Consider the following 25,157-nt stretch of genomic DNA (forward strand, 5'->3'; position numbering starts at 1 on the left):
TAGCAAAGAATATATTACTAATTACAATTTAATATAACATAAAAAAATGTTGTGTCATTAAAAAATTACATTTTTTTAATATTTTTTATATAAAATAAAGATTAAACAACAATATTTTTGATTTTGTATATTTTTAAAAGTAATATATTTAAAATTTTCAGAAGGCTTATGAGTGAATTTATAGGAATAGAATACATTTTAATTCCACTTGACTTTCTATATGAAACTCGTTAAAGTATTAGCATATTATTCTGACAATTCTGATAGGTATTAGATTAATAAATTTGTAAATACTGAGGAGGGACCATAGGTTTATGTCAGTATCAAAGATAACGTATGAGAGTTTTGATGGCGATCCATTTATTGACTCCATTTCTACTGACGACGCGACAAAGGGTGCCTATGAAATTTTAAAATGGGCTTATACTACGTATGGTGAAGATATCGTTTACTCATGTAGTTTTGGGGCAGAGAGCATGGTACTTATTCATTTGATTTATCAAATTAAACCAGATGCTCAAATTGTATTTTTAGATACAGATTTACATTTTCAAGAAACATACGATTTAATTGATAGAGTAAAAGAACGTTTTCCTAAGTTACGTATTGAAATGAAGAAACCAGAATTAACGCTTGAAGAACAAGCTGAGAAATACAATCCTGCATTATGGAAAAATAATCCAAATCAATGTTGTTATATTCGTAAAATTAAACCTTTAGAAGAGGTACTAGGTGGTGCGATTGCCTGGATTTCAGGACTACGAAGAGATCAATCTCCGACTCGTGCTAAAACGAATTTTATTAATAAAGATGAACGTTTTAAATCGATTAAAGTATGTCCTTTAATTTATTGGACGGAGGACGAAGTTTGGGATTATATTAAGGATCATGATTTACCGTATAATGAACTTCATGATCAGCATTATCCAAGTATTGGTTGTATCCCTTGTACAGCACCAGTATTCAATTCTGATGATTCCAGAGCAGGACGTTGGTCAAGTTTTGAAAAAACAGAATGCGGACTTCATGTTGCAGATAAACCGTGATGTAAGGTTTAAAATTTTTTATACCAAAAACATAGTATTCTGATAAGGATTTAAAAATATTCTATATTCGATTTTTACTGGAAAGTCGAATATAGATTACATAATATAAAGATAGTAAGTATTTTAAATAAAATAAAGATTGAAATGATAAGAGGTGGATGAATTGAATCTAAGTGTTACCAATAGTCCTTTTACTGAAGGACAAGCCACACAAATTAATGAATTATTACAAACACTTACACCAGAACAAAAAGTATGGTTAAGTGGCTATTTAGTTGCAAATCAACAACTTACATCGGGAACATCCGAAACACAAGGTACACAAGTAGGAGCTGTTTCACAGGATACTGAAGCAATGCTTCAACAAAATGAACCAACAATTCAACCTGAAAAACGTGCGATTACATTATTATATGGATCAGAAACAGGAAATGCGCAAGGTCTAGCAGAAATATTTGAAGAACGTCTTTCAAACATTGGGCATAATGTAACGTTAAAAGCAATGGATGAATTTAAACCGAAAAATCTTAAAAATGTCGAAGATTTATTTATTATTACTTCCACACAAGGTGAAGGAGATCCACCGGATAATGCAGCCGAATTACATGAATTTATTCATGGTAGAAAAGCACCTAAATTAGAGGGTGTAAGATTCTCAGTACTTGCATTAGGTGATCAAACCTATGAATTCTTCTGCCAAACAGGTAGAGATTTTGATAAAAAACTTGAAGAACTTGGGGCCGAACGATTATATGAACGTGTTGATTGTGATGTTGATTATGAAGAAGATGCCGAAAAGTGGATGGCTAATGTCATTAATACTATTGACTCAGCACCTGAAGGTACACAAAGTGAACAAGTTGTAAGTGAATCAATCAAATCTGCAAAAGAAAAAAAATACTCAAAGGCGAATCCATATCAAGCTGAAGTATTAGAAAATATTAATTTAAATGGTAGAGGATCTAATAAAGAAACACGTCATATTGAATTCTTATTAGATAACTTTGGTGAAGAATATGAAGTAGGAGATTGCTTAGTCGTTTTACCACAAAATGATCCAGCTTTAGTTGAATTACTGATGAGTACGTTAGGATGGGATCCGGGCGATCAAATTCAAATCTCAGAAGATGGAGATACGATTTCATTAGAAGAAGCATTATCCTCTTACTTTGAAATTACAAAATTAACGAAACCATTACTTCAAAATGCAGCAGCATATTTTGATAATGAAGCGTTAGAAGACAAAGTTCAAGATAGTGAGTGGATACAAAATTATATTGAAGGTAGAGATTTTATTGATTTACTCAATGATTTCCCACCTGAAGAATTAGAACCTGAAGATTTATATCAAATCCTTAGAAAATTACCTCCTAGAGAATATTCTATATCAAGTAGTTATCAATCATTACCTGATGAAGTTCACATTACGGTTGGTGCAGTAAGATATAACACACACGGTAGAGATCGTTCAGGTGTATGTTCTGTTCAATTTGCTGAACGTATTCAACCAGGAGATACTGTTCCAATTTATCTTAAACGTAATCCAAACTTTAAATTCCCTAAAGATGGAGATACACCTGTCATTATGATAGGACCTGGTACAGGAATTGCACCATTTAGAGCACATATGCAAGAACGTGAAGAATATGGTTATAAAGGTAATACGTGGTTATTCTTCGGCGATCAACACTTTACTACTGATTTCTTATATCAAACAGAATGGCAAGAATGGTTAAAAGATGGTGTTCTTGAAAAAATGAATGTCGCTTTCTCACGTGATACAGATCAAAAAGTATATGTACAACATCGCATTGCTGAACATAGTAAAGAATTTAATGAGTGGCTAGAAAAAGGTGCATCGATCTATATTTGTGGTGATGAAAAAAATATGGCTAAAGATGTACATCAAGCGATTCGCAATGTATTAGTGAAAGAACAAAATTTAACTGAAGAAGATGCTGAAAGCTACTTAAAACAAATGAAAAAAGATAAACGTTATCAACGTGACGTGTACTAAAGAAAGGGTGGAGAGTGAATGGCTAAAACGATTAAACAAATTGCTGATGAGTTAAATGAAAACCTTGATGCGTTAGAACATTTAAAAACTGAAAGTAATTATTTACGCGGTACGATTGAAGAAGGCTTAGCAGATCCTTTAACTGGTGCCATTTCTGATGACGATACTAAATTACTTAAGTTTCATGGGAGTTATCAACAAGATGACCGAGATGTACGTGATGAACGTCGTAAACAAAAATTAGAACCTGCATATGCTTTCATGATTCGTGTGCGACTACCTGGAGGTAAAGCAACACCTGAGCAATGGATTGCAATGGATGATATTTCTAATAATTATGCGAATCATACATTGAAACTCACAACACGTCAAACTTTCCAATTTCATGGTATTTTAAAACGAAATTTAAAATCATCTATGAAAAAAATTAATGAATCAGTGTTAGATACGATTGCAGCATGTGGGGATGTCAATCGTAATACAATGTGTAACCCAAATCCATATCAATCAAATATTAATAAAGAAATACTTGATTATGCTACAGCCATTAGTGATCATTTATTACCTAAAACGAATGCCTATCATGAAATTTGGTTAGATGGAGAGAAAGTGCTTGATTCTAAAGAAGAAGTAGAGCCAATGTACGGGGAAAAATATTTACCACGTAAATTTAAAATTGGTATTGCCGTACCACCATCAAACGATATTGATGTATTTTCACAAGATATTGGTTTAATTGCAATTGTAGAAAATGATGAACTCGTTGGATTTAATGTGGCTATTGGTGGTGGCATGGGTATGACGCATGGTAATCCAGATACATACCCTCAAGTAGGACGCATTGCTGGATTTATTCCTAAAGATAAAGTCATAGATGTATGTGAAGCATTACTTACAATTCAACGTGATCTTGGTAATCGTTCAAATCGTAAAAATGCACGTTTTAAATATACAGTAGATCGTTTTGGTGTAGATAATATTGTTAAAGAATTAAATACACGTCTAGGCTGGGAAATCAGTGAAGCTCGCGAATTTAAATTTGAACATAATGGCGATCGTTTAGGTTGGATTGAAGGTGAAAAAGGTGTATGGAATTATACATTATTCATTCAAAATGGACGTGTAAAAGATACAGAAGACTATAAGTTAAAAACGGCGTTAAGAGAAATTGCAGAAACACATACTGGTGATTTTAGATTATCTCCAAACCAAAATTTAATTATTGCTAATGTAACTGAAGAGAAAAAAGCAGATATTCAATCTCTTATTGATAAATACGGTTTAACTGATGGTAAAAATTATAGTGGTTTAAGACGTAATTCAATGGCTTGTGTAGCATTTCCAACTTGTGGTTTAGCAATGGCTGAATCAGAACGTTATTTACCAACGCTATTATCTAAAATTGAAAATTTATTAGATGAAGCTGGTGTTAGTGAAGAAGAGATTACTATACGTATGACAGGTTGTCCTAATGGATGTGCACGACCTGCATTAGCTGAGATTGCATTTATTGGTAAAGCACCTGGCAAATATAATATGTATTTAGGTGGAAGCTTTAACGGTGATCGCTTAAATAAACTATATAAAGAAAACATCGATGAAAAAGAAATTCTCGAAAGCTTACGTCCAATTTTAATGGATTATGGAAAATCACGTCTCGAAGGTGAACATTTCGGAGACTTCGTTATTCGTTCGGGTGTAGTAGCTAAAGTTCATGATGGTAGAGATTTTCACAGCTAATGTTTAAAGAAATAGAAGGCGAACGGGGTGATAAGATGGGAAAGGTTTATCTTGTAGGTGCAGGACCTGGTGATCCTGATTTAATAACTGTAAAAGGTATGAAAGCGATTCAAGCGTCAGATGTGATTTTATATGACCGCTTAGTGAATAAGGAAATTTTAGATTTTGCAAAACCTCACACAAAGTTCTTCTATTGTGGTAAAGATCCAAATAAGCATTCATTGCCACAAGAGGAAACAAATCGTATGTTAGTGAATTTAGCGAAAAAAGGGCACACCATTACACGATTAAAGGGTGGTGATCCTTTCGTTTTTGGACGTGGTGGCGAAGAAGCAGAAATATTAGCGGATAATCAAATTCCATTTGAAATTGTTCCTGGGATTACATCAGGAATTGCAGCTCCTGCTTATGCAGGAATTCCTGTTACTCACAGAGATTATAGTTCATCCGTTGCGTTTGTTACAGCTGTGAATAAACCAGGTATGACGAAAGAAGCATATTGGGAACATTTAGCCCATGGTCCTGAAACATTGTGTATTTATATGGGTGTAAAACGTTTGCCTGAAATTTGTGAACTGTTAGTGCGTCATGGTAAGTCAGTAGATACACCTGTAGCGCTAGTACATTTAGGGACAACAGTTTCTCAAAAAACAGTCACTGGAACATTAGGTAGCATTGTACAATGTGCGTCTGAAATCAAAAATCCTGCAATGATTGTGATTGGTGATGTGGTAAATATGCGTCAAAAAATTAGCTGGTTCAAAGAACAAGTATCAGATGTTGAAATGACATTACCATAATTTGAAAAATATCTAATATAGGAGGACGACAATATGAACCATATGCCGCTCATGATTGATTTAAGCCAGAAATCGATTGTCATAGTAGGTGGCGGAAAAGTTGCAACGAAACGAGCTTCAACTTTAATCGAATATTGTGATGATGTTCATATTGTTAGTCCTATTATTTCAACAACTTTAAAAGAACTATTAGATAACGAAATGATCACTTGGAGCCAAAAAGAATTTGAGCCACAAGATGTTGAACATGCCGATCTTGTAGTGATTGCCACAAATAATAACGACGTCAATACAAAGGTGTTAGAAAGTGTTCCTCATTATGCATTATGTAATCATGCTTCGAAAGCCCAAGTTGGAAATGTTACGATTCCAAGTATTTTAAAACGTGGAAAACTTTCTATTAGCGTGTCAACCAATGGGGCAAGTCCTAAATTGAATAAAAAGATTATTTCAAGAATAAGCGATATGTACGATGAATCATATGAAATGTATATTGATTTTTTATATGAAAGTAGACAACTAATTAAACGATTATCAATCGAGCCATCTAGGAAACAGGATTTATTACAACACATTTTATCTGATGAGTATTTAGATGAGGTTAAGCAACGAGAATTCACACGATGGCTTCATTTACAAGTTTAGGTATGAAGGGATATGTGATATATGAGAAAATTGTTTATATTTGCATTAGCTGGATTTTTAGCACAACTTGTTGATGGATCACTCGGAATGGGATTCGGTGCCTCCTCATCATCCATATTATTAACATATGGAATAGCACCTGCGATTGTTTCAGCAACGGTACATTTTTCAGAAATAGCAACGACTGCTGCATCTGGTACATCACATTGGAAATTTGAAAATGTACATAAGCCAACCATGTTGAAACTTGCAATACCAGGATCGATCAGTGGATTTATCGGTGCAGCATTATTAACTCAAATACATGGTGACTATATTAAACCTTATATAGCACTATTCTTACTTTCAATGGGTTTTTATATTTTATATCAGTTCTTATTTAAACGTCACAAAGACTTTCATACACACGTAGGAACACTTAGTAGTGTGAAACTTGTTCCACAAGGAGCCGTTGCTGGTTTTCTAGATGCTATTGGTGGTGGAGGCTGGGGACCAGTCAATACACCGTTGTTACTTGCAAGCCATAAAATTCAACCACGCTATGCCATTGGTACAGTGTCTGCAAGTGAATTTTTTGTAACACTTTCAACATCATTAAGTTTTATTATCTTTTTAGGATTTACTCAAATTAATTGGTGGTTTGTCATTGCATTAAGTATAGGCGGTATGATTGCCGCACCAATTTCAGCCTATTTAACTAAAATATTACCCATTAATATTTTAGCAATTTGTGTAGGTGGCCTTATTATTTTTACAAATAGTAATGCTTTAATGACGTATTTCATCAAAGACACTACAGTGATAAATGTTATTCGATTCGCAATTATTTGTGCGATTATTGTATTAGTTATTATTACTATTATTCGTAACAAAAAATTGTCTTTTTCTTATAAATAAAGCCGAGTAAACTAATCAAAATAATTAGAAAAGAGGTTATCAATAATGACAACAAATGAAGATATTATCAATTATACAATTAAGCCACATGGTGGAGAGTTAATTAATCGAGTTGTAGAAGGAAAGGAAAGAGAAGCATTAATTGAAAAAGCGAATGCTTTTAAATCCTTAACTTTAAATCCTTGGTCAATTTCAGATTTAGAATTAATCGCTATTGGTGGTTTTAGTCCACTTACTGGATTTATGGGAGAAGCGGATTATAAAAAAGTTGTTGAAGATACACATCTTGAAAATGGACTAGTATGGAGTATTCCTATCACTTTACCTGTCACTGAGACACAAGCGAATGAATTTAATATTGGTGATGATATTGCTTTATATGGTGAAGATGGAGTACTTTATGGTACTTTAAAACTTGAAGAAAAATATACGTATGATAAAGAAAAAGAAGCTCAAAATGTCTACGGTACGACTGAAGAAGCGCATCCAGGTGTCAAAAAAGTATATGAAAAAGGGAACGTTTATTTAGCAGGTCCTATTCAATTAGTAAATCGTCCTAAACATGATGAATTTTCAGATTATCATTTAGATCCTGCTGAAACACGCCAATTGTTCAAAGACTTAGGGTGGAAAACAGTAGTCGGATTTCAAACACGTAATCCTGTCCACCGCGCACATGAATATATTCAAAAATCTGCATTAGAAATTGTAGATGGTTTATTATTAAATCCTTTAGTTGGTGAAACTAAAGCGGATGATATCCCAGCAGATGTACGTATGGAAAGTTATCAAGCTATCTTGAAAAATTACTTCCCACAAGATAGAGCACGTTTAGTTATCTATCCCGCAGCGATGCGTTATGCAGGTCCCCGTGAAGCAATTTTACATGCTACAGTTCGTAAAAATTATGGTTGTACACACTTTATTGTTGGACGTGATCACGCAGGTGTGGGTGATTATTATGGTACTTATGAAGCACAAGAACTTATCTCTCAATTTGAAGATGAATTAGATATTCATATTTTAAAATTTGAACATGCATTTTACTGCAAAAAATGTAGCAATATGGCTACAGCTAAAACGTGTCCACATGATGCATCAGACCATGTACATTTAAGTGGTACAAAAGTAAGAGAAAAATTACGTAATGGCGAATCATTACCAAAAGAATTCTCAAGACCTGAAGTTGCAGAAGTATTAATTAAAGGATTAAGACAAAAGTAATTTGGGGGAGTATATAAAATGAGTCAATCAACAAATATTACATGGCATGATTCAGAAGTAACTAAAGAAGATAGACAACACCAAAATGGTCATAAAAGTGCTGTCATTTGGTTTACAGGGTTATCTGGTTCTGGTAAGTCCACAATCTCTGTGGTACTTGAAAAGGCTCTATTTGAAAAAGGTAAACATTCATATCGATTAGATGGCGATAATGTCCGTCACGGTTTAAATAAAAATTTAGGTTTTAGTCCAGAAGACCGTAAAGAAAATATTCGTCGTATCGGTGAAGTAAGTAAATTGCTTGTAGATGCGGGAACAATTGCAATTACTGCATTTATTTCTCCATATAGAGAAGATCGTGATGAAGTACGTGATATTCTAGAAGACGGAGAATTCATTGAAGTATATACGAAGTGTAGTGTAGAAGAATGTGAGAAACGAGACCCTAAAAGTTTATATGAAAAAGCACGTTCAGGTGAAATTAAAGAATTTACAGGAATTAGTGCGCCTTATGAAGCGCCAAAACACCCTGAAATAACTATTAATACTGAAACACAAAGTATAGATGAATCAGTTGAACATATTCTTAATTACTTAAAAGAACACAAATATATTTAATGAATAACCAAACGAGTGAGATAACGAATTTAAAATGAATGTTGTCTCACTCGTTTTTTTGCTATAAATTCTTGAAAATAATAGTTAATATTCCCTTATTTTATGAAATAAAACATATTTAAAATAATCAGATATATTACACCATCTGTAATGACACTGTTGATTAAGTTGATAAAAAGACTGATAATAAAGCATTTTGAGTGATGTAACAAAAGAGAGATTTAATTACAAAAACCATCCTATTATTATGATTCAATTACAAGGTATTAACAACGCCCACAAACGCTTGTTTATCTGATAAAGTATGTCTTGTCGTTAATTAACGAGAAAAAATAATTCGAAGTAATTTAATATTGAGATGTCATTTGAAAGTAGCCACGTGATAAATAAAGGAAGAATGTTTTAAATTTCTAGGAGGATATTTAATTATGAAAAAAATCGCTACAGTAACTATCGCCACAGCCGGAATCGCTACAGTTGGATTTGCGCATCATGACGCACATGCAGCGGAAAATAATGGATATAACCCTAATGACCCAACTTCATATAGCTACTCTTATACAATTGATCAACAAGGTAACTATCATTACACATGGAAAGGTAATTGGAGTCCTGATCGTTTAAATCACACTAATGACTCAAATCATAGTCAATCTAACTATAATAATTACAACAATAATAGCTATAACTACAATAGCAATTATTCATATACAACAAACAATAACCAAACATCTACTAACAATAATCAATCTTATACAACTAATAATACGACAGGTGGATTAGGCGCTAACACTGCATCAACATCAAATAGTAATGTAAAAGTTACAACTCAAAGTGCACCAAGAACACAATCAACTGCTTCGACTCAAGCATTTTCAGGTAAAACAAATTCAGGTGCGAATTACTATACTTGGGGTCAATGTACGTATTATGTATATGATAAAGTTGGTGGTTCAATCGGTAACACTTGGGGTAATGCAAATAACTGGGCTAACGCAGCAGCGCAATCTGGTTATACTGTAAACAATACACCTAAAGCAGGTGCTGTGATGCAAACAACTCAAGGTGGTTATGGTCACGTTGCATATGTTGAAAATGTAAATAGTGATGGTTCTGTTACAGTATCTGAAATGAACTATCAAGGCGTAGGTGTAGTATCTACACGTACAATTTCAGCAAGTCAAGCAAGTTCATACAATTACATTTCATAATTTAAGGAAATAAATGGTTTAAACATTAATGTAAAATAAAGACTAAGATATTAAAACAATAACGTTGTTTAAAAGAGCAAGTATATGAATTCAAAACGAATTTTAACTTGCTCTTTTTTTATTTTTAAAAATTATATTTAATATGATTTAAATCGCTTTATAAAGGGAATATATAACTACTAGTTCTTATAGTGTTCAAATATAAAGGTGGTGATTCACAATGGCGTTAGGAGTACTTCAATGGATCCTAGTGATCGCAATTGTGGTAATTACGATTGGCGTCATATTTGGTCTCATTTGGGGTTCGCTTTTTGAGGAACGCTTTTATAGAAGTCGTTCTAAAAAAGAAGAAGAAGCACGTATTGAGAAAAATCTTAAAATGGCAAAAGGCCATACCGATGATGACGTAGCATATGATGAAGAAGGTCGTGCATCACTCAACGAAGATGATAAAAAACAATAAATATTCATAAACCTTTAAGAATCCGTTTGATTTTTAAAGGTTTTTTCTTATCAAAATATTTATATTAATTAACTTTATGCAATTATATACTTTTAACAAATAAAAGTGATAAAATAGATATGTTAAAAAATTCACATGAATTATTTAAAGTTAGGAGTTATTATAATGCTACTGTTTATAGTAGAAATTATCATAATGATTGTAGCCATTATGCTAGGATTGCGCACAGCAGGTGCTTTAGGCTGTGGTATTTTTGCTATTGTGGCCCAACTGATTATGATATTTGGTTTTCAACTTCCTCCTGGTTCTGCCCCTGTTACAGCAGTCCTAATTATTCTGGCAATTGGTATAGCTGGAGGAACGTTACAAGCTACAGGCGGAATTGATTATCTTGTCTATCTTGCTTCGAAAATCATTGAACGGTTTCCAAAATCAATTATTTTTATTGCACCGATGATTGTATTTGTCTTCGTATTTGGAGTAGGGACTGCAAACATTGCTTTATCACTAGAACCTATTATTGCTCAAACCGCAGTAAAAGCTAAAATCCAACCTAAGCGACCACTCATTGCTTCAGTATTAACTGCTAATTTGGCTTTACTTTGTAGTCCAGCTGCATCCGCAACAGCCTATGTCATTTCAGTACTTGCAGGTCATGACATTTCAATGGGTCAATATTTGAGTATCGTCTTACCTACATCATTAATCACTATGTTTATGTTAAGTATATTTTGTACGTTTGTAGGACGTAAAAATACAATTACTGAAAGTGAAATTGCCCATACACCTGACGTTGAAGTAAATCATGCTTTTTCTACTAGAGTAAAGATAGGTGTTTTAGCATTTATTTTATGTGTGTTTGGTATTCTTACATTTGGTATTTTTCCTCAATTCATGCCTTCGTTTAATGTCAATGGAAAAGATGTCACTGTATCAATGACAGAGATTGTACAATTCTTTATGTATTTAAGTGCAGCAATTAATTTATTGATGTTAAAAGTGAATACGAGTGATATTCTCTCTTCAAATATTACACAATCTGCTATTGGTGCATTATTTGCAGTACTCGGACCTGGTTGGTTAGGTGCGACAGTATTTAACGCACCTCATAATTTACATATCATACAAAATGATGTTGGCAAAACGATTCAACATATGCCCTGGCTTGTGATTATTCTTGTAGCTGTAGTAGCGATGATTGTTATTTCACAAACAGCAACAGCATCGATTATGGTGCCTATCGTCATGAGTATGGGAATTCCACCCATGTATTTTGTAGCAATGGTACAAACATTAAATGTTAACTTTGTTATACCTGCGCAACCAACGTTATTATTCGCAGTTAATTTAGATGAAACAGGACGTACACGACCTACAAGCTTTATTATTCCAGGATTCTTTGCAATAGGTGTTTCAGTTATTGTTGGTTTTATAATAAAAATAATATTAGGATATTAGTTTATAATAGGGTATTAGTCATATAAATGATTTAAAGTTTCATGAAAATTTAATCGATTGAGAAGACCTTTTGTGCCTTTTTGAATATTGAAGAGAAGAATGTGAATTCTATTATGAATTGCATTTTTCTCTTATTTTTAATTTAAAACAGAAAATGTCAAAAAAATATATATTCATTAAAAGTGAATAAAAATTCAATATTTATAATTTAAGATTTGTTTAAAACGTTTATTTTTAATTTAACACTACTGATATAGTTAATTTTTCGATAGTTTAAATGGGATGAAATATATAAATATTCAGTTTTGCTCAAATAATTTTATGAATGTAATTTGCATTTTTATTTAATTTTAGATATTGTCATTACGTGGATCATTCACTTAAATACATTATAAGTCGTACATATAATATTCAAAGGAGGATCTTAGTTGAAAAAAGAAAAAATAATGGATTGGCCCACCTTTATAGGTACTGTGATTGTCTTGCTTGCAGCAGTTATACCTATGATGGTCTTTCCAAGTGCAAGTGAGAAAGTTATTACTGATATAAATAGTGCTATTTCTAACTCGATAGGATCTGTTTACTTATTTATAGGTTTAGCTGTTTTATCCTTTGTACTCTATATTGCTTTCGGCCGATATGGTAATGTGACTTTAGGAAAAGCAAGTGATAAACCTGAATTTAATAATTTTAGTTGGGCTGCAATGCTATTTTGTGCAGGTATTGGTTCAGATATTCTTTATTGGGGTGTTATCGAATGGGCTTTCTATTATCAGGTACCTCCAAATGGGGCTAAAGGAATGACTGATGAGGCGCTTACATATGCAACGCAATATGGTATGTTTCATTGGGGACCTATTGCATGGGCAATTTATGTATTACCAGCTTTGCCTATTGGCTATTTAGTATTTGTAAAGAAACAACCAGTATATAAAATTAGTCAAGCTTGTCGTCCAGTACTGAAAGGACAAACTGATAAATTTTTAGGTAAATTAGTAGATATCTTATTTATATTTGGACTATTAGGAGGAGCGGCAACCTCTTTAGCATTAGGTGTGCCATTAATTTCTTCTGGAATTGAACGATTAACAGGTATAGATGGAGACAATATGGTTATTCGCTCAATTATACTTTTCACAATCACAGTCATTTTTGCAATTAGTTCTTATACTGGTTTAAAAAAAGGAATACAAAAATTAAGTGATATTAACGTATGGTTATCATTCTTACTACTTGCATTTGTATTTATTGTAGGTCCAACCATCTTTATTATGGAAACAACGTTAACTGGTTTTGGGAATATGATGCGAGATTTCTTCCATATGGCAACATGGATGGAGCCATTTGGTGGAATTAGAAACCGTAAAGAAACAAATTTCCCTCAAGATTGGACGATATTTTATTGGTCATGGTGGCTTGTATATGCGCCATTTATTGGTTTATTTATTGCTCGAATTTCAAAAGGTCGTCGTCTCAAAGAAGTCATATTAGGAACAATTGCTTATGGTACATTGGGATGTGTCTTATTCTTTGGTATTTTTGGTAACTATGCCGTTTATTTACAAATTAGTGGACAGTTTAATGTGGTTGATTTTTTAAATAAACATAGTACTGAAGCAACAATTATAGAAGTTATGCACCAATTGCCAATGGGTTCTTTAATTATAGTGTTGTTCTTAATATCTGCATTTTTATTCTTAGCAACGACTTTTGATTCAGGTTCTTATATTTTAGCAGCTGCTTCTCAGAAGAAGGTAATAGGGGAACCATTAAAAGCGAATCGTTTATTCTGGGCTTTCGCTTTATGTCTATTACCTTTCTCCCTTATGTTAGTTGGTGGAGAACGAGCTCTTGAAGTGTTAAAGACTGCTTCATTATTAGCAAGTGTACCACTTCTATTTATATTTACGTTTATGATGATATCCTTTATTATCACACTTAATAAAGATCGGATTAAACTGGAAACAAGACCAGATAAACTAAAAGAAGTAGAACGACGTTCACTTCGTATTGTTCAAGTTAAATCAGACCCTGAAGACGATAATTTATAATGTAAAAATGATAATACATTTAAAAATCCTCAGAAATTAGATAATAAATCTAATTTCTGAGGATTTTTGAATCATATTGATATTGAATTAAGTTATAAATCTTCTTCTTTTGGTATAGGATAATGTTCGAAAATGTCTCCAGATTCAATCGCAGAAATTAAATTTTCTAACCATTTATAATATAATTTTGTGTGGTTCAATTGGGATTGTATACTATCTATTTTTTCTTTTTCTTCTTCACTTAAATTATTAGTTTGTATTATGTTTTGAAGAATGTTTTCTGCTTTTTTCGTCGCTTCTAAATTTGTATCGATTTCACGTTCCCATTTTTGTGTGAAAAAGTTTCGAAAAAAATTAAAGAAATCTTTCTCGGCTATAAAATGTTGTTTCCGACTGCCACGGGTAAATTGTTGCTTAACGATATCGTATTCTTGCAATTTTTTTACACCCGCACTCATACTAGGTTTGCTCATTTGCAAATGTTCACGCATTTCATCAAGCGTCATACTACCTTCAAAAACCATCGTACCGTAAAGATTACCAACACTACGGTTTGTACCATATAAATCCATGGTTTCACCAATTGAGTTAATAACTAAATCTTTCGCTTCCTCTATTTTTTGATTAATATTATTAGAATTGCTCATATTGCACCTCACTTATTTTCATCTTCATAAGATGTGAAATATTAACACAAATTTTACATTCTCACTCATTATATGATTTTTTCTTAAGAGTTTCAAAAGTCAATTTTAATCCCTACAATATTAAAAATAATATAAAAAAATATATAAAGATGATTTTTGCAATGACTTAAGAAATATGATAAGCTACTTTTGTAAAATTCGTTAAATAAAAATTTAACAAACTTAACGGAGGTAGTATGATGGAACTTGTAAAAGCATTGTCTAATCGCCAATATATCAATGGTGAATGGGTAGAGAGCGCTAACAAAAATACTAGAGATATTATTAATCCATATAATCAAGAAGTGATTTTTACTGTTACTGAAGGGACTAAGGAAGATGCAGAACAGGCTATTTTAGCAGCACGTCGTTCATTTGAAAATGGTGAGTGGTCACAAGAAACAAGTGAAGTCAGAGGTAAAAAAGTAAGAGCAATTGCTGATAAAATTACAGAAAATCGTGACGAATTAGCCAAATTAGAAACGTTAGATACCGGTAAAACATTAGAGGAATCTTATGCAGATATGGATGATATTGCAAATGTGTTTAATTATTTTGCAGGTTTGGCGGATAAAGACGGAGGAGAAATTATTGATTCTCCAATACCTAACACTGAAAGTAAACTTGTCAAAGAACCTGTAGGTGTAGTTACACAAATTACGCCTTGGAATTATCCATTATTACAAGCTTCATGGAAAATTGCACCTGCATTAGCAACTGGTTGCTCATTAGTAATGAAACCAAGTGAAATTACGCCATTAACAACAATTCGTGTATTTGAATTAATGGAAGAAGTTGGATTCCCTAAAGGGGTTATCAACCTAATATTAAGTAGTGGTGAAGAAGTAGGAGATACATTATCAGGTCATAAAGAAGTTGATTTAGTATCATTTACGGGTGGAATTGAAACTGGTAAACACATTATGAAGAATGCTGCAAATCATGTAACTAATATTGCATTAGAGCTTGGCGGAAAGAATCCAAATATTATTTTTGATGATGCTGATTTTGAATTAGCTGTAGATCAAGCATTAAATGGCGGATATTTCCATGCAGGTCAAGTTTGTTCAGCAGGTTCAAGAATTTTAGTGCATAACGATATTAAAGATAAATTTGAAAAAGCATTAATTGAACGTGTTGGAAAAATTAAATTAGGTAATGGATTTGATAGTGATACAGAAATGGGTCCAGTGATTTCTCCAGAACATCGAGATAAAATTGAAAAATATATGAAAGTTGCTAAAGATGATGGTGCAACCATTGCTATCGGTGGGAAACGTCCAGACGATGAAGATTTAAAAGATGGTTTATTCTTTGAACCAACTGTAATCACTAATTGCGATACTCATATGAGAATTGTTCAAGAAGAAGTATTTGGTCCTGTTGTTACAGTAGAAGGGTTCGATAATGAAGAAGAAGCGATTGCACTCGCTAATGATTCAATTTATGGTTTAGCAGGTGCAGTATTTTCTAAAGATATAGGAAAAGCACAACGTGTAGCTAATAAATTAAAACTAGGCACAGTTTGGATTAATGACTTCCATCCTTACTTCGCTCAAGCGCCATGGGGTGGTTATAAACAATCTGGTATTGGACGTGAGTTAGGTAAAGAAGGATTAGAAGAATATTTAATCTCTAAACATATTCTTACAAATAGAAATCCAGAACCTGTAAATTTCTTTAGTAAATAACTTTTACAATTTAACTATAAAGGACCGTAGGCGTATTATTTTACGGTCCATTTATTTTGAAGTATAAAGATGTATCAAATCAAACTAAATTGTATTTAAATAGAAGATTTATATTTTTACGGGAGGACGGCAATATATGAGTAAAAATCAATCATATGATTACGTAATTATTGGTGGAGGAAGCGCTGGATCAGTATTAGGAAATCGTTTGTCAGAAGATAAAAATAAAGAAGTACTTGTACTAGAGGCAGGACGTAGTGATTATCCATGGGATTTATTTATACAAATGCCTGCAGCATTGATGTTTCCTTCAGGAAATCCATTTTACGATTGGAGATACCAAACTGAAGAAGAACCGCATATGGGACGTAAGGTAGACCATGCTCGAGGTAAAGTATTAGGTGGTTCAAGTTCAATTAATGGCATGATTTATCAACGTGGTAATCCAATGGATTATGAAGGCTGGGCTGAACCAGAAGGAATGGAAACTTGGGACTTTGCACATTGTTTACCTTATTTTAAAAAACTAGAAAAAACATTTGGAGCTGCGCCATATGATAAATATAGAGGACATGATGGTCCGATTAAATTAAAACGTGGGCCAGCCACAAATCCATTATTTAAATCATTCTTCGATGCAGGTGTTGAAGCAGGTTATCATAAAACAAACGACGTCAATGGATATAGACAAGAAGGCTTTGGTCCATTTGATAGCCAAGTACATAATGGTCGTCGTGTTTCAGCTTCACGTGCCTATTTACGTCCTGCAATGAAGCGTAAAAATTTAACAGTTAAAACACGTGCATTTGTTACTAAAATACATTTTGAAGGTAAGAAAGCTACTGGTGTAACGTTTAAACGTAATGGTAAACTTCATACTGTGAATGCCGGTGAAGTGATTCTTTCAGGTGGTGCATTTAATACACCTCAGTTATTGCAATTGTCTGGTATCGGTGATTCTGAATTCTTAAAATCTAAAGGTATAGAACCACGCATGCACTTACCTGGTGTTGGAGAAAACTTCGAAGACCATTTAGAAGTATATATTCAACATAAATGTAAGCAGCCAGTTTCACTACAACCAAGCTTAGATGTAAAACGTATGCCTTGGATTGGATTACAATGGATATTTGCACGTAAAGGTGCAGCAGCTTCAAACCACTTTGAAGGTGGCGCTTTTGTTAGATCTAACAATCAAGTTGCATATCCAAATTTAATGTTCCATTTCTTACCGATTGCTGTAAGATATGATGGTCAAAAAGCACCAGTGGCGCATGGGTATCAAGTACATGTTGGTCCTATGTATTCAAATTCACGTGGTAGTTTAAAAATTAAATCAAAAGATCCATTTGAAAAACCAAGTATTGTATTCAATTATTTATCAACAAAAGAAGATAAACAAGAATGGGTTGAAGCAATTCGAGTAGCACGTAATATTCTATCTCAACCTGCGATGGATCCATATAATGGCGGTGAAATCTCACCAGGACCATCTGTACAAACAGATGAAGAAATTCTTGATTGGGTACGTAAAGATGGTGAAACTGCTTTACATCCTTCTTGTAGTGCTAAAATGGGGCCAGCGTCAGATCCAATGGCAGTTGTAGATCCATTAACTATGAAAGTACATGGTATGGAAAATTTACGTGTTGTTGATGCGTCTGCTATGCCTCGCACTACTAATGGTAATATTCATGCACCAGTTTTAATGCTCGCTGAAAAAGCAGCTGATATCATTCGTGGTAAAAAACCATTAGAACCACAATATGTTGATTACTATAAACATGGTGTTAGTGATGAAAACGCTGGAGCAATGGAATTCGATCCATACTATAAACATTAATAAAATAGTTATATGAAATAAGGGTTGGAATCAAAGATGATTCTGACCTTTTTATTTTAAATATCCCCTTCTACAACATTTTTAATACGTAAAGGCATATAATGAATGAAAGAGAAGGAGTGAAATGAAATAATTAAAGATTTAGTGCAACGTTTACAAGATAAGGAAAAACGTATGATCGAGGTTCGCAGACATTTACATGAATATCCTGAGCTATCATTTCATGAAACTGAGACACCCAAATATATTGCTAATTTTTATAAAGATAAAGATTGTAAGGTAGAAACAAATATAGGACAACATGGTGTAAAAGTGACGATAGATAGTGGTAAACCTGGGAAAACGATTGCTATTCGAGCAGATTTTGATGCGCTTCCCATTCAAGAAGATACTGGTTTATCATTTGTTTCTAAAAACGAGGGAGTCATGCATGCGTGTGGACATGATGCACATACAGCATATATGCTTATTTTGGCAGAAACATTGATAGAAATGAAATCTCAGTTCAGTGGCAAAGTAATTGTTATTCATCAACCCGCTGAAGAAATGCCACCTGGTGGAGCTAAAGGTATGATTGAAGATGGCGTATTGGATGGCGTGGACCATGTTTTAGGTACCCATGTGATGACTAATATGGCGCCTGGTAAAGTCTATTATCATAAGGGTAACGTTCAAACAGGACGTTCTTACTTTAAATTAATTGTAAAAGGTGAAGGAGGACATGGTTCTTCTCCGCATACTGCAAATGATGCGATTGTAGCGAGAGCTCATTTCGTTACTACTGCTCAAACAGTGGTCTCACGTCGTCTTAATCCATTTGAAACGGGTGTCGTCACAATTGGATCATTTGATGGTAAAGGTCAATTTAATATGATTAAAGATAAAGTAACCATTGAAGGTGACGTTCGCGCTTTGACAGATGCTACACGTGATCGTATTGAAACGGCTTTAAAACAAATAGTTCACGGTTTGGAAGAAACGTTTGGTGTAAATTGTGAGTTTACATTTAGTAAAGATTATCCTGCATTGTATAATGATCCTGATTTTACTGAATATGTTGCAGAAACAATTAAACAGTCAAAATTAGCTGATGTTAAAGGCGTAGAAATATGTGAACCTCAACCGCCATCTGAAGACTTCGCTTTTTATGCTAAAACATTGCCAAGTACTTTTATATATTCTGGAGCAAAACCTAGAAAGGGTAAAGCATATCCACATCATCATCCTAAATTTACGATTGATGAATCAAGTATGTTAGTTGCAGCAGAAGCAGTAGGTGCTGTGGTATTAAACTATCTAACTATTGAATAAGCAGTCATACTATATATTTATAAGAAATCAATTTACATTTTTAAAGTAGAAGTCGAGTTGATATTCTAGTATTAAAGAATGTGTCATGATAGTATTATTCTATATCTAGATATTGGGGTGAGTTGATGAGTTTCTATGATTTTATGCAAGGATTTATTGATGATAAGACCCCATTAGGTGAACTTGCATCATGGATAAATCAAGACCAAGATTTTCCAAAACATGAATATCTTGCTGAAAATATACTTGATTACTTTTCTAAGATGTCGATGTTAGATCATGAATTCTTAGAAATTGTTAAACGTTCCCTTTCGTTATATGAAAAAAGATAGATGTGAATAGCAAAAATAAAAAATGATAGCTTAAAGCTAGTTAAGAAATGAAGGAACAAAGAAATGACTTTAACTGATAATTATAAAACATATGTCATAGAAGAAAAAGAAGATCAAACGATGTCTATCGAAAAAAATAATGATGTTCAATTATATACAGTACTTGAGTCAATAAATGAGTTAACAAACGATTCAATGTGTGTTTTAAATCACTTGTTTGTTAATGAAGGTAATGAACCTCAATTTGAATCTAAATTTTTAAAGCGCACTAAATATTTACAAGATGTGCCAGGATTCAAAGCTTTACGTTTTTTACGTCCTCAAACTAAGCATCGTCATTATATTATTTTGACGTTATGGAAAGATCGACAATCGTTCTATGATTGGCAAAGTTCAGACGCTTATGGTAAAACGCATAAAAAAAGAGGCACTAAACAAGGTGTCGATAATAAAATAGTTAATCGCGATTTATCTTATAATGTAAGAATAGAACTTGCTAATTTAGAAACGAGTATTGATATAGATAATATGTTTAATATTCAATGATTAAGTTTCTAAAAAAGTAATATACTGGTATAGAAACTTAATCTTTTTTATATTTAAAACAAATACCGCGTAGAATTGCATGAAATTAAGATGTATGATTTTATGAACGATGAAGATTTAAAAATTGGAAGGAAAGTAAAGTAATGAATCATTTAAATTTATTAGCACCAGAAACATATAATATTGTATCTGAAATAGAAAAACATGCTTCAAATCAAAATAAACAAGCAATTATTTATGAAAATGGTGTAGAAGAACCCATTAGTGTGACATACTCTGAATTAATTAAAAACGCTAATAAAGTAGGACATGTATTATTAAACCATGGACTAAAAAAAGGCGATAAAGTGTTAATCATGATGCCACGTGCTATCATCACGTATGAACTTTATATTGCAGCATTAAAATTAGGTATTGCAATTATCCCGAGTTCTGAAATGTTAAGAACAAAAGATTTACAATATCGTATTACGCATGGAGAAATTAATGCAGTTATTGCGTTAGCTGATTTTATAGAAGAATTTAGAGACATTAAAGAATATCATGAATTAACAAAATTTGTTATTAATGGAAATGAAGAGAATTGGATTAGTATTGAAGAGGAAAAAGTAAAGCAAAGTGATGAATTAGACACAGCAAATACAACAAGAGATGATGTTGCTATTTTATCTTATACTTCTGGAACTACAGGTAATCCAAAAGCTGTTACACATTCTCATGGTTGGGGATATGCTCATATGAAAATGGCACCTGAACATTGGTTAGCTATAAAAGAAGATGACTTGGTGTGGGCAACAGCTGCACCTGGTTGGCAAAAATGGGTATGGAGTCCATTCCTATCTATTATGGGATCAGGAGCGACAGCATTTGTGTATAATGGTAAATTTAATCCTTCTCGTTATTTATCATTATTACAAAAATTTAAAATTAATGTGCTTTGTTGTACACCAACAGAATACCGTATGATGGCAAAATTAGATAACTTAGATAAATACAATTTAGATCATTTACACAGTGCAGTATCTGCAGGAGAACCATTAAATAGAGAAGTCGTTGAACAATTCCGTAAACATTTTAATTTAACAGTGCGTGACGGATATGGACAAACAGAAAGTACGCTATTAATTGGTTTCTTAAAAGATACAGAACAACGTCCTGGTTCTATGGGTAAAGCTATTCCTGGTAGTCGTGTAGCAGTTGTTGATGATGAGGGAAACAAAGTGGATACAAATGTAAAAGGTAATATAGCATTACCACTTGATTTCCCTGGATTATTTAAAGGTTACTTTAAAGATGAGAAACGTACAAAAGATGCACATGCAGGAGATTATTATATTACTGGAGATTTAGCACATATCGATGAAGATGGTTATTTCTGGTTTGAAGGTCGCCGTGACGATATTATTATTAGTTCTGGCTATACTATTGGACCTTTCGAAGTTGAAGATGCACTCACAAATCATGAAGCGGTAAAAGAATGTGCAGTTGTAGCAAGTCCACATCCAATTCGTGGCAATATTGTTAAAGCATTTATTATTTTAAAAGAGGGTTATAAACCAAGTGATGATTTAGTGAAAGAGTTACAAACTTTCTCTAAAAAAGTAGTCGCACCATATAAATATCCACGGGCGATTGAATTTGTAGAAGATTTACCCAAAACAAACTCTGGCAAAATTCGTCGTGTTGAATTACGCGAAGCAGAACGCACAAAACATAACAACGCTCAAAATAAATAATCATATGCATCACACTGATAAATTAGTATGTCACTAATTTATCAGTGTTTTTTTATGATGAGCATACTGATGTATCAGATAACATCAATGTTGGAAATATGTCTATATTTAAAAAAATTGAAAATAAAGATAATTTTAATTGTATTTCATGCATTATTATGACATACTTTTAAATAATTAGTATGACATAATAAAAATTTGAGGTGATTTATAATGACTAAATATATTTATGCATTTGATGAAGGACAAAAATCAATGAGAGATTTATTGGGAGGTAAAGGAGCTAATCTATCTGAAATGAAACGCTTAGGTTTACCTGTACCAGATGGTTTCACCATTACCACAACAGCATGTATTGAGTATTTAAAACAAGGGAAGTCATTATCTACTGACATCAAAACAGAATTAATTGATCACTTGGCTTCATTTTCAGAGAGAACCGGAAAAATCTTCTCTTCTGATACGAATTTATTGCTTGTTTCTGTAAGAAGTGGGGCAAAAATTTCTATGCCAGGAATGATGGATACAATATTAAACTTGGGTTTAAATGATGAAAATGTAGAAAAATTGGCTAAAAAAACTGGGGATAAACGTTTTGCTTATGACTGTTATCGTCGTTTATTACAAATGTTTGGTGAAGTCGTATATAGTGTGCCTATGCAAGCATTTGATACATATTTCGAACAGTATAAAAAACAACACCATTTTGAGAATGACGCTGCCATTAGTGCAGATGGTTTAAAAGAAATTTGTAAGCGCTTTAAAGAGATATATGTAGAAGAAGTACATCAACCTTTCCCGCAAGAGCCTTTGAAACAACTGGAAGAAGCTATAGAAGCTGTATTTAAATCTTGGGATAATGATCGTGCTCGTATTTACCGAGATTTAAATGATATTCCACACGACATTGGTACAGCAGTAAATATCCAAGAAATGGTTTTCGGTAATAGTGGAGATAATAGTGGGACAGGCGTTGCTTTTACACGTAATCCAGTGACTGGCGAAAATAAATTATTTGGTGAATATTTGCTTAATGCGCAAGGAGAAGATGTTGTTGCAGGTATTCGTACACCTAAAGATATCTCAACATTACACGATCAAATGCCAGAGGTTCATCAAGAATTTGTAGATGTGACAAAACAATTAGAAAAACATTATAAAGATATGCAAGATATTGAATTTACAATTGAAAATGGACAATTATATTTACTCCAAACTCGTAATGGTAAACGTACAGCACGTGCGGCTATTCAAATTGCTGTAGATTTAGTGAATGAAGACATTATTACTAAAAAAGAAGCAATGAAAAAAGTTGAAGTAAAATCAATTGATCAACTTTTACATCCTAATTTCGATGAGTCTTCATTAAAAGAAGCAATAGTTGTATCTAAAATGGGATTGCCAGCGAGCCCAGGTGCTGCAACAGGTCAAATTGTATTTACTGCTGAAGAGGCGAAAGCACAATCAGAGCAAGGTAAAAAGGTGATCTTGATGAGACCAGAAACGTCTCCTGAAGATATTGAAGGTATGATTGCAAGTGAAGCGATTGTAACCACACATGGTGGCATGACGTCTCATGCAGCAGTTGTAGCTCGTGGAATGGGTAAATGTTGTGTGACAGGATGTTCTGATTTAGAAATTAATACGAGTGCTAAGACGGTATACTATGGCGATCAAACACTACATGAAGGAGATATGGTTTCAGTTGATGGTTCAGAAGGTGACATTTATTTAGGTGAGATTAAAACAGTCAATGCTGAGCATAGTGAGTCATTCAATCAATTTATGGAGTGGTCAGAAAAAACAGCTCGTTTAAAAGTACGTATGAATGCAGAAACACCTCAAGATATTAAAGTAGGTTACCAATTTGGCGCTAAAGGCATCGGATTAGTACGTACAGAGCATATGTTCTTTGGGGCTGAGCGACTAGTAGAGATGAGACGTTTCATTCTATCATCCTCTCGTGAAGATCGTCTCGAAGCACTTAATCATATTAAACAATATCAAGTAGAAGACTTTAAAGAAATTTTTAAATTATCAGGTGAACATCCTACCATAGTGCGTTTACTTGATCCGCCATTGCATGAGTTCTTACCACATTCTGAGGAAGATATTGCGAATGTTGCGAAGCAATTAAATATACCGAAGGAAACATTAGATAAACGCATTGTGGATTTAAACGAAGTGAACCCAATGCTTGGACACCGTGGTTGTCGTTTAGCAATCACATACCCTGAGTTATATGAAATGCAAGTAGAAGCGATTATTGAAAGTGTATTTAAATTAAAAGAAGAAGGCATTCAGTGTAAACCAGAAATTATGATTCCGTTAGTGTCTACAGTAGAAGAATTTACCACTTTAAAAGAAAACCTTGTTAAGACGATTACCCAAATAGAAAAACAACATCAGAAAAGCGTAGATTATTTAATGGGAACAATGATCGAAACGCCTCGTGCATGTCTTATTTCAGACGAATTAGCAAAACATTGTGATTTCTTCAGCTTTGGTACGAACGATTTAACACAATTGTCATTTGGTTTTTCTAGAGATGATGCAGGGAAGTTTATAAATGTGTATACTGAAAGAAATATATTGAAACTTGACCCGTTCCAAACATTAGATAAAGATGGCGTTGGAAAACTAATTGAAGTGGCAGTTAAACAGGCAAAGAAAGTGAACGAAAATATTAAGATTGGTGTATGTGGTGAATTAGGTGGAGATGCGAAATCTATTCATTATTTCAATCACTTATCAATTGATTATGTATCATGTTCACCATTCCGAATTCCAGGAGCAATTTTAGCGACTGCTCAAAGTCAAGTGGAGGAAAGTGAGTAATCAA

Annotated in this window: 20 protein-coding genes; 19 read left to right on the forward strand and 1 reads right to left on the reverse strand. The window is 33.2% G+C overall.

Features of this window, described 5'->3' with window-relative positions; all coding sequences use genetic code 11:
- Positions 1-314 precede the first annotated feature (314 nt).
- The 12 genes from NST64_RS01320 to NST64_RS01375 all read left to right on the forward strand — a co-directional run bounded on the left by NST64_RS01320 (position 315) and on the right by NST64_RS01375 (position 14,170).
- Positions 315-1,046 (forward strand): phosphoadenylyl-sulfate reductase, encoded by a 732-nt coding sequence (locus tag NST64_RS01320; protein ID WP_049419102.1) that lies wholly within the window; start codon positions 315-317, stop codon positions 1,044-1,046.
- A 163-nt stretch (positions 1,047-1,209) separates the two neighbouring features.
- Positions 1,210-3,063 (forward strand): assimilatory sulfite reductase (NADPH) flavoprotein subunit, encoded by a 1,854-nt coding sequence (locus NST64_RS01325; RefSeq protein ID WP_049419098.1) that lies wholly within the window; start codon positions 1,210-1,212, stop codon positions 3,061-3,063.
- An 18-nt stretch (positions 3,064-3,081) separates the two neighbouring features.
- Positions 3,082-4,803 carry an assimilatory sulfite reductase (NADPH) hemoprotein subunit gene (gene cysI, locus NST64_RS01330; RefSeq protein WP_049419096.1) on the forward strand — a complete coding sequence of 574 codons (1,722 nt, stop codon included), beginning with the start codon at positions 3,082-3,084 and terminating at the stop codon, positions 4,801-4,803.
- Between the two features lie 35 nt (positions 4,804-4,838).
- Complete coding sequence (gene cobA / locus NST64_RS01335; protein ID WP_019835187.1) at positions 4,839-5,603, forward strand: uroporphyrinogen-III C-methyltransferase; 765 nt, start codon at positions 4,839-4,841, stop codon at positions 5,601-5,603.
- A 33-nt stretch (positions 5,604-5,636) separates the two neighbouring features.
- Positions 5,637-6,248 carry an NAD(P)-binding protein gene (locus tag NST64_RS01340; RefSeq protein ID WP_019835186.1) on the forward strand — a complete coding sequence of 204 codons (612 nt, stop codon included), beginning with the start codon at positions 5,637-5,639 and terminating at the stop codon, positions 6,246-6,248.
- Positions 6,249-6,269: 21 nt separating this feature from the next.
- Positions 6,270-7,145: a sulfite exporter TauE/SafE family protein gene (locus NST64_RS01345; protein WP_002449439.1), complete on the forward strand. Its 876-nt coding sequence runs from the start codon at positions 6,270-6,272 to the stop codon at positions 7,143-7,145.
- 45 nt (positions 7,146-7,190) lie between these two features.
- On the forward strand, positions 7,191-8,369 hold the full coding sequence (sat, locus tag NST64_RS01350; RefSeq protein ID WP_037555812.1) for a sulfate adenylyltransferase: 1,179 nt from the start codon (positions 7,191-7,193) through the stop codon (positions 8,367-8,369).
- Between the two features lie 18 nt (positions 8,370-8,387).
- Entirely contained in the window at positions 8,388-8,987 is a 600-nt protein-coding gene (gene cysC / locus NST64_RS01355) for an adenylyl-sulfate kinase (protein ID WP_049419094.1), read from the forward strand.
- Positions 8,988-9,415: 428 nt separating this feature from the next.
- Positions 9,416-10,198: a CHAP domain-containing protein gene (locus NST64_RS01360; protein WP_002488240.1), complete on the forward strand. Its 783-nt coding sequence runs from the start codon at positions 9,416-9,418 to the stop codon at positions 10,196-10,198.
- A gap of 220 nt (positions 10,199-10,418) precedes the next feature.
- A complete protein-coding gene (locus tag NST64_RS01365) occupies positions 10,419-10,661 on the forward strand; it encodes a hypothetical protein (protein ID WP_002449304.1) in 243 nt (80 codons plus the stop codon).
- Between the two features lie 165 nt (positions 10,662-10,826).
- On the forward strand, positions 10,827-12,119 hold the full coding sequence (locus NST64_RS01370; RefSeq protein WP_002454790.1) for an anaerobic C4-dicarboxylate transporter family protein: 1,293 nt from the start codon (positions 10,827-10,829) through the stop codon (positions 12,117-12,119).
- A gap of 428 nt (positions 12,120-12,547) precedes the next feature.
- A complete protein-coding gene (locus tag NST64_RS01375; RefSeq protein ID WP_340731021.1) occupies positions 12,548-14,170 on the forward strand; it encodes a BCCT family transporter in 1,623 nt (540 codons plus the stop codon).
- A gap of 92 nt (positions 14,171-14,262) precedes the next feature.
- Here the strand turns inward: NST64_RS01375 and cudC are convergent, their stop codons facing one another.
- Positions 14,263-14,817 (reverse strand): choline uptake/conversion transcriptional regulator CudC, encoded by a 555-nt coding sequence (gene cudC / locus NST64_RS01380; RefSeq protein ID WP_049419091.1) that lies wholly within the window; start codon positions 14,815-14,817, stop codon positions 14,263-14,265.
- A 239-nt stretch (positions 14,818-15,056) separates the two neighbouring features.
- Between cudC and betB the strand changes: the two genes are divergently transcribed.
- From betB to ppdK, 7 genes are all read left to right on the forward strand, one after another.
- Positions 15,057-16,547, forward strand: a complete 1,491-nt coding sequence (gene betB, locus NST64_RS01385; protein WP_002449244.1) for a betaine-aldehyde dehydrogenase — start codon at positions 15,057-15,059, stop codon at positions 16,545-16,547.
- A gap of 136 nt (positions 16,548-16,683) precedes the next feature.
- Entirely contained in the window at positions 16,684-18,390 is a 1,707-nt protein-coding gene (gene betA / locus NST64_RS01390; protein ID WP_002449442.1) for a choline dehydrogenase, read from the forward strand.
- 174 nt (positions 18,391-18,564) lie between these two features.
- The gene (locus NST64_RS01395) at positions 18,565-19,701 is read left to right on the forward strand and encodes an amidohydrolase (RefSeq protein ID WP_423229175.1); all 1,137 of its coding nucleotides are present in this window, start codon (positions 18,565-18,567) and stop codon (positions 19,699-19,701) included.
- A 125-nt stretch (positions 19,702-19,826) separates the two neighbouring features.
- Positions 19,827-20,033 carry a YozE family protein gene (locus NST64_RS01400; RefSeq protein WP_002488219.1) on the forward strand — a complete coding sequence of 69 codons (207 nt, stop codon included), beginning with the start codon at positions 19,827-19,829 and terminating at the stop codon, positions 20,031-20,033.
- A 63-nt stretch (positions 20,034-20,096) separates the two neighbouring features.
- Positions 20,097-20,579: an antibiotic biosynthesis monooxygenase family protein gene (locus NST64_RS01405; RefSeq protein ID WP_048762286.1), complete on the forward strand. Its 483-nt coding sequence runs from the start codon at positions 20,097-20,099 to the stop codon at positions 20,577-20,579.
- A gap of 143 nt (positions 20,580-20,722) precedes the next feature.
- Positions 20,723-22,315, forward strand: a complete 1,593-nt coding sequence (mbcS, locus tag NST64_RS01410) for an acyl-CoA synthetase MbcS (protein WP_002449501.1) — start codon at positions 20,723-20,725, stop codon at positions 22,313-22,315.
- Positions 22,316-22,528: 213 nt separating this feature from the next.
- Entirely contained in the window at positions 22,529-25,153 is a 2,625-nt protein-coding gene (ppdK, locus tag NST64_RS01415; RefSeq protein ID WP_107632350.1) for a pyruvate, phosphate dikinase, read from the forward strand.
- Positions 25,154-25,157: the final 4 nt, after the last annotated feature.

It is taken from the genome of Staphylococcus sp. FSL W8-1268, assembly GCF_038003965.1.
Lineage (GTDB): Bacteria > Bacillota > Bacilli > Staphylococcales > Staphylococcaceae > Staphylococcus > Staphylococcus hominis.

Bases quoted from the DNA above. Each gene is read 5' to 3' on its own strand.
- ppdK (WP_107632350.1), top strand. From the start codon at position 22,529: ATGACTAAATATATTTATGCATTTGATGAAGGACAAAAATCAATGAGA.
- NST64_RS01405 (WP_048762286.1), top strand. From the start codon at position 20,097: ATGACTTTAACTGATAATTATAAAACATATGTCATAGAAGAAAAAGAA.
- sat (WP_037555812.1), top strand. From the start codon at position 7,191: ATGACAACAAATGAAGATATTATCAATTATACAATTAAGCCACATGGT.
- NST64_RS01345 (WP_002449439.1), top strand. From the start codon at position 6,270: ATGAGAAAATTGTTTATATTTGCATTAGCTGGATTTTTAGCACAACTT.
- NST64_RS01370 (WP_002454790.1), top strand. From the start codon at position 10,827: ATGCTACTGTTTATAGTAGAAATTATCATAATGATTGTAGCCATTATG.
- betA (WP_002449442.1), top strand. From the start codon at position 16,684: ATGAGTAAAAATCAATCATATGATTACGTAATTATTGGTGGAGGAAGC.
- NST64_RS01395 (WP_423229175.1), top strand. From the start codon at position 18,565: ATGATCGAGGTTCGCAGACATTTACATGAATATCCTGAGCTATCATTT.
- betB (WP_002449244.1), top strand. From the start codon at position 15,057: ATGGAACTTGTAAAAGCATTGTCTAATCGCCAATATATCAATGGTGAA.
- cudC (WP_049419091.1), bottom strand. From the start codon at position 14,817: ATGAGCAATTCTAATAATATTAATCAAAAAATAGAGGAAGCGAAAGAT.
- NST64_RS01340 (WP_019835186.1), top strand. From the start codon at position 5,637: ATGAACCATATGCCGCTCATGATTGATTTAAGCCAGAAATCGATTGTC.
- NST64_RS01365 (WP_002449304.1), top strand. From the start codon at position 10,419: ATGGCGTTAGGAGTACTTCAATGGATCCTAGTGATCGCAATTGTGGTA.
- NST64_RS01400 (WP_002488219.1), top strand. From the start codon at position 19,827: ATGAGTTTCTATGATTTTATGCAAGGATTTATTGATGATAAGACCCCA.
- cysI (WP_049419096.1), top strand. From the start codon at position 3,082: ATGGCTAAAACGATTAAACAAATTGCTGATGAGTTAAATGAAAACCTT.
- cobA (WP_019835187.1), top strand. From the start codon at position 4,839: ATGGGAAAGGTTTATCTTGTAGGTGCAGGACCTGGTGATCCTGATTTA.
- NST64_RS01360 (WP_002488240.1), top strand. From the start codon at position 9,416: ATGAAAAAAATCGCTACAGTAACTATCGCCACAGCCGGAATCGCTACA.
- cysC (WP_049419094.1), top strand. From the start codon at position 8,388: ATGAGTCAATCAACAAATATTACATGGCATGATTCAGAAGTAACTAAA.
- NST64_RS01320 (WP_049419102.1), top strand. From the start codon at position 315: ATGTCAGTATCAAAGATAACGTATGAGAGTTTTGATGGCGATCCATTT.
- mbcS (WP_002449501.1), top strand. From the start codon at position 20,723: ATGAATCATTTAAATTTATTAGCACCAGAAACATATAATATTGTATCT.